Origin of the sequence: Mycobacterium sp. ST-F2, assembly GCF_001905655.1 — a bacterium.
Lineage (GTDB): Bacteria > Actinomycetota > Actinomycetes > Mycobacteriales > Mycobacteriaceae > Mycobacterium.
Genome location: NZ_JMHT01000016.1, coordinates 123,027 through 129,229, shown reverse-complemented (window position 1 = coordinate 129,229; position 6,203 = coordinate 123,027). Strand labels below are relative to the sequence as shown.

General features: G+C 67.6%; 8 protein-coding genes and 1 pseudogene. 6 read left to right on the top strand and 3 right to left on the bottom strand.

Features of this window, described 5'->3' with window-relative positions; translation table 11 throughout:
* The 5 genes from EB75_RS07535 to EB75_RS07515 all read left to right on the top strand — a co-directional run.
* Positions 1-584 (top strand): ATP-grasp domain-containing protein (locus EB75_RS07535; RefSeq protein ID WP_142239475.1); only part of this gene is annotated, 584 nt, incomplete at its 5' end.
* Position 585: 1 nt separating this feature from the next.
* Complete coding sequence (locus tag EB75_RS07530; RefSeq protein WP_073694812.1) at positions 586-1,035, top strand: Rv0361 family membrane protein; 450 nt, start codon at positions 586-588, stop codon at positions 1,033-1,035.
* A gap of 20 nt (positions 1,036-1,055) precedes the next feature.
* A complete protein-coding gene (locus tag EB75_RS07525; protein ID WP_073694811.1) occupies positions 1,056-1,469 on the top strand; it encodes a rhodanese-like domain-containing protein in 414 nt (137 codons plus the stop codon).
* A 5-nt stretch (positions 1,470-1,474) separates the two neighbouring features.
* Complete coding sequence (locus EB75_RS07520; protein WP_073694823.1) at positions 1,475-2,689, top strand: O-succinylhomoserine sulfhydrylase; 1,215 nt, start codon at positions 1,475-1,477, stop codon at positions 2,687-2,689.
* 11 nt (positions 2,690-2,700) lie between these two features.
* The gene (locus tag EB75_RS07515) at positions 2,701-3,093 is read left to right on the top strand and encodes a hypothetical protein (protein ID WP_073694810.1); all 393 of its coding nucleotides are present in this window, start codon (positions 2,701-2,703) and stop codon (positions 3,091-3,093) included.
* 8 nt (positions 3,094-3,101) lie between these two features.
* Here EB75_RS07515 and EB75_RS07510 read toward each other — a convergent pair whose 3' ends face one another.
* Both EB75_RS07510 and EB75_RS07505 read right to left on the bottom strand, forming a co-directional pair.
* On the bottom strand, positions 3,102-3,461 hold the full coding sequence (locus EB75_RS07510) for a YybH family protein (RefSeq protein ID WP_353651649.1): 360 nt from the start codon (positions 3,459-3,461) through the stop codon (positions 3,102-3,104).
* A complete protein-coding gene (locus EB75_RS07505) occupies positions 3,448-4,161 on the bottom strand; it encodes an SDR family NAD(P)-dependent oxidoreductase (protein ID WP_073694808.1) in 714 nt (237 codons plus the stop codon). Before EB75_RS07505 ends, EB75_RS07510 begins: the two co-directional genes overlap by 14 nt.
* A gap of 118 nt (positions 4,162-4,279) precedes the next feature.
* On the opposite strand from EB75_RS07505, the gene EB75_RS07500 reads away from it, so the two are divergent.
* Positions 4,280-5,206, top strand: a complete 927-nt coding sequence (locus tag EB75_RS07500) for a LysR family transcriptional regulator (protein WP_073694807.1) — start codon at positions 4,280-4,282, stop codon at positions 5,204-5,206.
* 39 nt (positions 5,207-5,245) lie between these two features.
* Here the strand turns inward: EB75_RS07500 and EB75_RS07495 are convergent.
* Positions 5,246-6,166: pseudogene (locus EB75_RS07495) on the bottom strand (YbfB/YjiJ family MFS transporter); the annotation flags it as partial.
* Positions 6,167-6,203: the final 37 nt, after the last annotated feature.

Below are 6,203 nucleotides of genomic sequence, written 5' to 3'. Positions count from 1 at the left end.
CCGGCGACGGGGCTGCCGATTTCACCATGCTGACGGTGCGGACCCAGGGTGCGGCGGGGCCGGTGGTGCAGTTCTGCGAGCCGATCGGGCACCGCCGCGACAACGGTGGCCCGCTGGAGCTGTGGCAGCCGCACCAGCTGACGGAACCGGCGCTGGATGCCGCCCGCTCGATCGCCGCCCGGATCGCGGGCAAGCTCGGCGGCACGGGGCTGTTCACCGTCGACCTGCTGGTCGGTGCCGACCCGGAGTCAGGGGCCGAGGAGGTCTACTTCGCGACGGTGCACCCGATGCTCACCGGTGCCGGCTTCGTCACGACGCGGTCGCAGCGGCTCTCGCAGTTCGATCTGCATGCCCGGGCGATCCTGGGCCTGCCGGTCGACACCATCATGATTTCGCCGGCAGCCGGTGAAGTCAGCCGCCCGTCGTCCGCCACGTGGGCCCTCGCCGATGCGCTGGCGGTCGCCGAGAGCGACGTGCGGCTGTCCGGTGAGGTGTGTGTGGCGCTGGCGACGGCGCCCGACGTCGTGCGGGCCCGCGACCGCGCGCATCAGGTGGCAGCGGCGATCAACCAGACAGGGAAGTGATATGACCGAATCCGAATCGCACGCCCGCCAGACCATGGGACCGTTCCTGGCCGCATTGGCGGTCATTGTGGTCCTCGTGGTGATAATTGCCGTCCTGAACGCCATCGGGGTGTTCGGCCGGAACGACCCGACGCCGGAGCAGTTGGTCCGCACCGCGGTCGTCGGCCAGAACGACGGGCTGCAGCGCAAGGACTATTCGCGCTTCCAGAGCTACACCTGCAAGGCGCAGGCCGGTACCGAGGCCGATGTGCTTGCCAAGCAAGAGGATTCGGCTGCCAAGAACGGGCAGCGGTATGTCGACGAGGTGCGTGACATCAAGTTCGACGGCCAGAAGGCCACTGCCGTGCTGGTGTACCACTTCGACAAGACGCCGGATCAGAAGCCCAACGCGCCGGTGGTGCTGGTGAACGAGGACGGCGGATGGAAGGTGTGCTCGCCGGTCCCGAGCTAGTTTGTGACAGACTCGCATCCGTGAGCTACGCGGGAGATATCACGCCGCAGCAGGCCTGGGACCTGCTCAGTGAGAACCCCGAGGCGGTGCTCGTCGACTGCCGGACCGACGCCGAATGGCGTTGGGTCGGAGTGCCCGACATCTCCAGCCTCGGTCGTGACGTTGTGTACATCGAATGGGTGTCGAATGACGGCAAGCGCAACACCAGCTTCGTCGACGACCTCCTTGCTGCCGGCGTGACGCCCGGCGACCGGCCGGTGGTGTTCCTGTGTCGCTCGGGCAACCGCTCGATCGGGGCCGCCGAGGCGGCGACCGCCGCGGGCATCGGCCCGTCGTACAACGTGCTCGACGGCTTCGAGGGGCATCTCGACGAGCAGGGGCATCGCGGTGGCAGCGGCTGGCGCGCCATCGGACTGCCGTGGGTGCAGTCGTGAGGGGCCTGAACGCGGACGGCGTCCCCTCGGTCCGGGTCCCGGCACCGCTGCCGGACGGCGTCAGTCAGGCGACCATCGGCGTGCGCGGGGGACTGCTGCGGTCCGAGTTCGAGGAGACCGCCGAGGCGATGTTCCTGACCTCGGGCTACGTCTACGAGTCGGCGGCTGCCGCGGAGCAGGCGTTCACCGGCGAGATCGACCGCTACGTGTACTCGCGCTACGGCAACCCGACCATCCAGATGTTCGAGGAACGGCTGCGGCTCATCGAAGGCGCGCCGGCCGCTTTCGCGACGGCGACCGGTATGGCCGCGGTGTTCACCGCGCTGGGCGCACTGCTCGCGGCCGGTGACCGGCTGGTCGCGGCGCGCAGCCTGTTCGGTTCGTGCTTCGTGGTGTGCAACGAGATCCTGCCGCGCTGGGGTGTCGAGACCGTCTTCGTCGACGGTGACGACCTGTCGCAGTGGGAGGAAGCGCTGTCGGTGCCGACCACCGCGGTGTTCTTCGAGACGCCGTCCAACCCGATGCAGTCGCTGGTGGATATCGCCGCGGTGTCGGAGCTGGCGCACGCCGCCGGCGCGAAGGTGGTGCTGGACAACGTCTTCGCGACGCCGCTGCTGCAGCAGGGCATGGAGCTGGGTGCCGACGTGGTCGTCTACTCGGGCACCAAGCACATCGACGGCCAGGGCCGGGTGCTCGGCGGCGCGATCCTCGGTGACACGGAGTACATCACCGGACCGGTGCAGCAGCTGATGCGGCACACGGGTCCCGCCATGAGCGCGTTCAATGCGTGGACCATGCTGAAAGGCCTTGAGACGCTGGCTATTCGGGTCGACTACTCGAACCGGTCCGCGCAGCGGGTGGCCGAGTTCCTCGAAGGTGTGAAGGGCGTGAACTGGGTGAAATACCCGTTCCTGCAGTCACATCCGCAGCACGACCTGGCCAAGCGGCAGATGCGCGGAGGCGGTACCGTCGTCACCTTCGAGCTCGACGGCGGTAAGGACCGGGCGTTCGAGGTGCTCGACAAGCTGAACGTCATCGACATCTCCAACAACCTCGGTGACTCCAAGACGCTGATCACCCACCCCGCCACCACCACCCATCGGGCGATGGGGCCGGAGGGGCGGGCCGCGATCGGTCTGGGCGACGGCGTGGTGCGGATTTCCGTCGGGCTCGAGGGCACCGAGGATCTGATCGCCGATCTGGATCAGGCGTTGAGCTAGGGGGCTGGAGGATGTCGAAGCAGACCGCGGCCAAGAAGGCGCGTCGCAAGAAGCGGCAGACGACTCGCAACGCCAACTGGCTGCCCGACGAAGTACACGCCGAGGTCGAGGCCGTCGGGCGGATCGCGGGCGAAATCCTGCCGCGCGGTTGGGTTTTCGATTCGGAGTATTCGAACGACGAGTACCTGATCTGGTACTACCCGCCGTCGGGCTTCGACTCCACCGAGGACGATCCACGTGAACTGGTGACCCGCATCTGGGTGTCCGATCCGGATCAGCCGCAGCTGATCCTCGTCGGCACCGAAGAGGACGGCGAGATCTACAGCTTCACCGTCGAGCAGTTGATGGCGAACCTCGATGTCATCGAGGCCTACCGCGTCGGGGAACCCCTACCGCAGTTCTGATTCGCCTGTCAGCTGACGGGCGACACCTGGTAGTGCGCGATCTGCCAGCCGTTGTCACCTTGTGTGACAAGGACACTCAGATTCAGGCTGATCACCTGCCCGTCGGGGCGGGTGAAGTCGGCCCGGGTGTAGGCCAGTACGACGCCGTCTGCGGGCTCGCGGATCTCGTTGATGCGGTAGTCGACCGTCAGGCCGACAGGCTGCGAGTCGTAGTAATCGAAGACGCCCTGCCGTCCGACGCTGTAGGGCCGAAGTCCTTGGAATATCGCGTCGTCGGTGAACACCGCGGCGACCTGGTCCGGCCGGTGGGCGGCGATACCTGCCTGCCACCGGTCCAGAACCTCGCGCACGATTTCAGTGGCCGGCACTCTGACCACCATCCACGTGCAGGATTTCGCCGGTGACGAACGTGGCGTTCTCCAGGTACAGCGCTGCGTCGACGACGTCGGAGATGTCACCCATGTGACCGACCGGGTGCAGCGCCGACAGGAACTCATGGGTCTCCGCCGGGTGCATCGGGGTGCGGATGATGCCGAGTGCGATTGCATTGGCCCGGATTCCGCGGGTGCCGTATTCGACGGCCAACGCCTTGGTCGCCGCGTTGAGGCCGCCCTTGGTCAGCGACGCCAGGGCCGAGGGCACCTGCGAGTTGGCCTGGTCCACCAGGCTGGTGGAGATGGTGACGATGTGGCCGCCGTCGCCCTGGACCTCCATGGTCCTGATGGCGGCGCGGGTCAGTTCGAAGAAACCACGTGAATTCACGCCGGTGATGGCGTCGTAGTCCTCGTCGGTGTACTCGGTGAACGGCTTGGCGATGAAGATGCCCGCGTTGTTGACGACGGTGTCGACCCGTCCAAAGTGCTCGACGGCGGCGTCGACGAGCTGCTGGCCGACACCCGGCTGGGCGATGTCACCTGCGACGGTGAGGACCATGGGATCGCCGCTCTCGGAGATGGTGCGGGAGTTGGCGACGACGGCGTAGCCCAGCTTGCGGTAGCCGGCCACCAGCGCTTCGCCGATGCCCTGGGATGCGCCGGTTACGATCGCGACGCGGGTTGTTGTGCTCATCGGGGGTCCTTTCGATTGACGGTGCTGCCCTTCACAACCTCGATCAGCCTGCGTCGATGCCCTCGCCACGGGACTTATTCGCTTCTTGCTGAGAGGCTGCGCCTACTACGCTGTTGCCATGGAGCTGCGGCAACTTCGGTACTTCGTCGCCGTTGCCGATGAGCTGAACTTCGGCCGCGCTGCAGAACGGCTGCGCATTGCCGGGCCATCGCTGTCCCAGCAGATCAAGGCGCTCGAACGCGACCTCAAGGTGGACCTGTTCGATCGCGACCGCCGCTCGGTGAGCCTGACCGCGGCGGGTGCGTCACTGTTGCCCCACGCGCGGTCCCTGGTGGCCCAGGCCGATGAATTCCGCAGGCGGGCAATCGGTTTGTCGAACTCGGAGCCGATCCGTATCGGCTATGTCAACTGGTGTCCGACCGACCTCGCCGAGCGCGCGGCCGGCGTCGCGCAGTTGCGCGTCGATACCTGGGTGATGCCCTCGCACGCGCAGGCGGCGCGGGTCTCGGACGGTGTCCTGGACCTCGCGATCTGCTGGGTACAGACCGACGATCTGGACACGCTGTCGTTGGAGGCACGGCTGATGGGCGTGGACCGGCTGTTCGCCTTGTGCGTCGGCCCCGACGACTCGCCGGTGCAAGCGAAAGACACTCTGGTGCTGGTGGATTCAGACATCGCCAGTTGGGAGTCGTGGAACCGGTACGGTGAGCAGTTCGCCGCGGACACCGGTGCGCGGGTGTTGCGCACCGACGACGGTGGCGTCACCGGGCCGACGTTCTTCGAGCACGTCCGGCAGCTGGGCCGGCCGGTGCTCAACAACCCCCGAGGTCAGACGGATGCCCTGCCGCGAGACCTGGTGCGTCGTCCGGTGATTCACCCCGAACCGCTGTGGACGTGGTCACTGGTGTGGCGCCGGGGAGAAGACAACCCTGCCGTTCACGCTGTCGTCGACGCGCTCACGCGTGACGTCGCCTCGTTCGGGGTTGACGACGCGTGGCTGCCGTCCACTGATCCACATCAACAGCGCGGCCACGGCGGCCAGTAGCACGACGGCAGCACCGGCCAGCAGGGCCTGCTGGAACCCGTTGTGCAGCAGGGGTGCCACCGCGACCGGCCCGATGATCTGGCCCACCGAGTAGCCCGTCGTCAGCAACGCGACGGCGCCCGGGAACTGCAACGCCCGGCCGGCCGCGAGTGCGAGGGTGCTGATGCCGATGAAGGTGCCGCCGAACAGCACGGCCCCGGCGAGTGCCGCAATGCCGTTTCCTGTTCCCGCCGCGGCAATTCCCGCGGCTTGCAGCAACAGTGCGGCCACCAGCAGTGCCGAATACGCGAAGCGGCCGGTGAACCGCGCCCAGAATGCGGCCGATGGTGCTGCGGCGAGGCCGACCAACAACCACACGGCGCTGCCGAGCCCACCCGGTGACTGCTGTGCGACCGCCGCGACCAGAAACGTGCCGGCGATGATGTAGCCGACGCCCTCGAGGGTGTAGCTCGTCATCAGCAGGTCCAGGAGACCGCGGGTGTTGACCTGTTGCCCGGCAGGAGGTTTCGCGACCTCGGCAGTGGCCCCAGGGCGGATGAACCAGGCGAACGCGCTGAGCAGCGCGGCCAGGATGGTGGCCACCCACCATGCCGCCTGCCAGTCCGCGGTGGCCGGCAGCGCCGCCGACAACGCGATGCCGATCCCGACGCCGCTGAAGGCCCAACCGGCGTGGTGCACGGGATGCCCGTGGTCCATCAGCGTGTTGACCGCGATGACGAAGACCAGCGCGCTGGCGATCCCCGCGACCAGGCGCAGGACGCCCCACTCGATGACGTTGGTGCAGAGCGCCATTGCCGCCAGCGTCCCGACGAGGATCACCAGCGACGTGCGACAGGCGACCACGGAACGGGCAAGCCGAGGCGAGGCAGCGGCACCCACGGCGCCGATCAGATAGCCGACGTAGTTGGCGGTCGCGAGTTGACCGGCGGCCTGCGCGGTCAGGCCGGCGTGGCCCGTCATCAGCGGGAGGATCGGCGTATAGGCGAACCGGCCGATG

What these genes read in the sequence shown, in the direction of transcription:
- EB75_RS07530 (WP_073694812.1), top strand. Translation starts at nt 586, where the DNA reads ATGACCGAATCCGAATCGCACGCCCGCCAGACCATGGGACCGTTCCTG.
- EB75_RS07505 (WP_073694808.1), bottom strand. Translation starts at nt 4,161, where the DNA reads ATGAGCACAACAACCCGCGTCGCGATCGTAACCGGCGCATCCCAGGGC.
- EB75_RS07515 (WP_073694810.1), top strand. Translation starts at nt 2,701, where the DNA reads ATGTCGAAGCAGACCGCGGCCAAGAAGGCGCGTCGCAAGAAGCGGCAG.
- EB75_RS07500 (WP_073694807.1), top strand. Translation starts at nt 4,280, where the DNA reads ATGGAGCTGCGGCAACTTCGGTACTTCGTCGCCGTTGCCGATGAGCTG.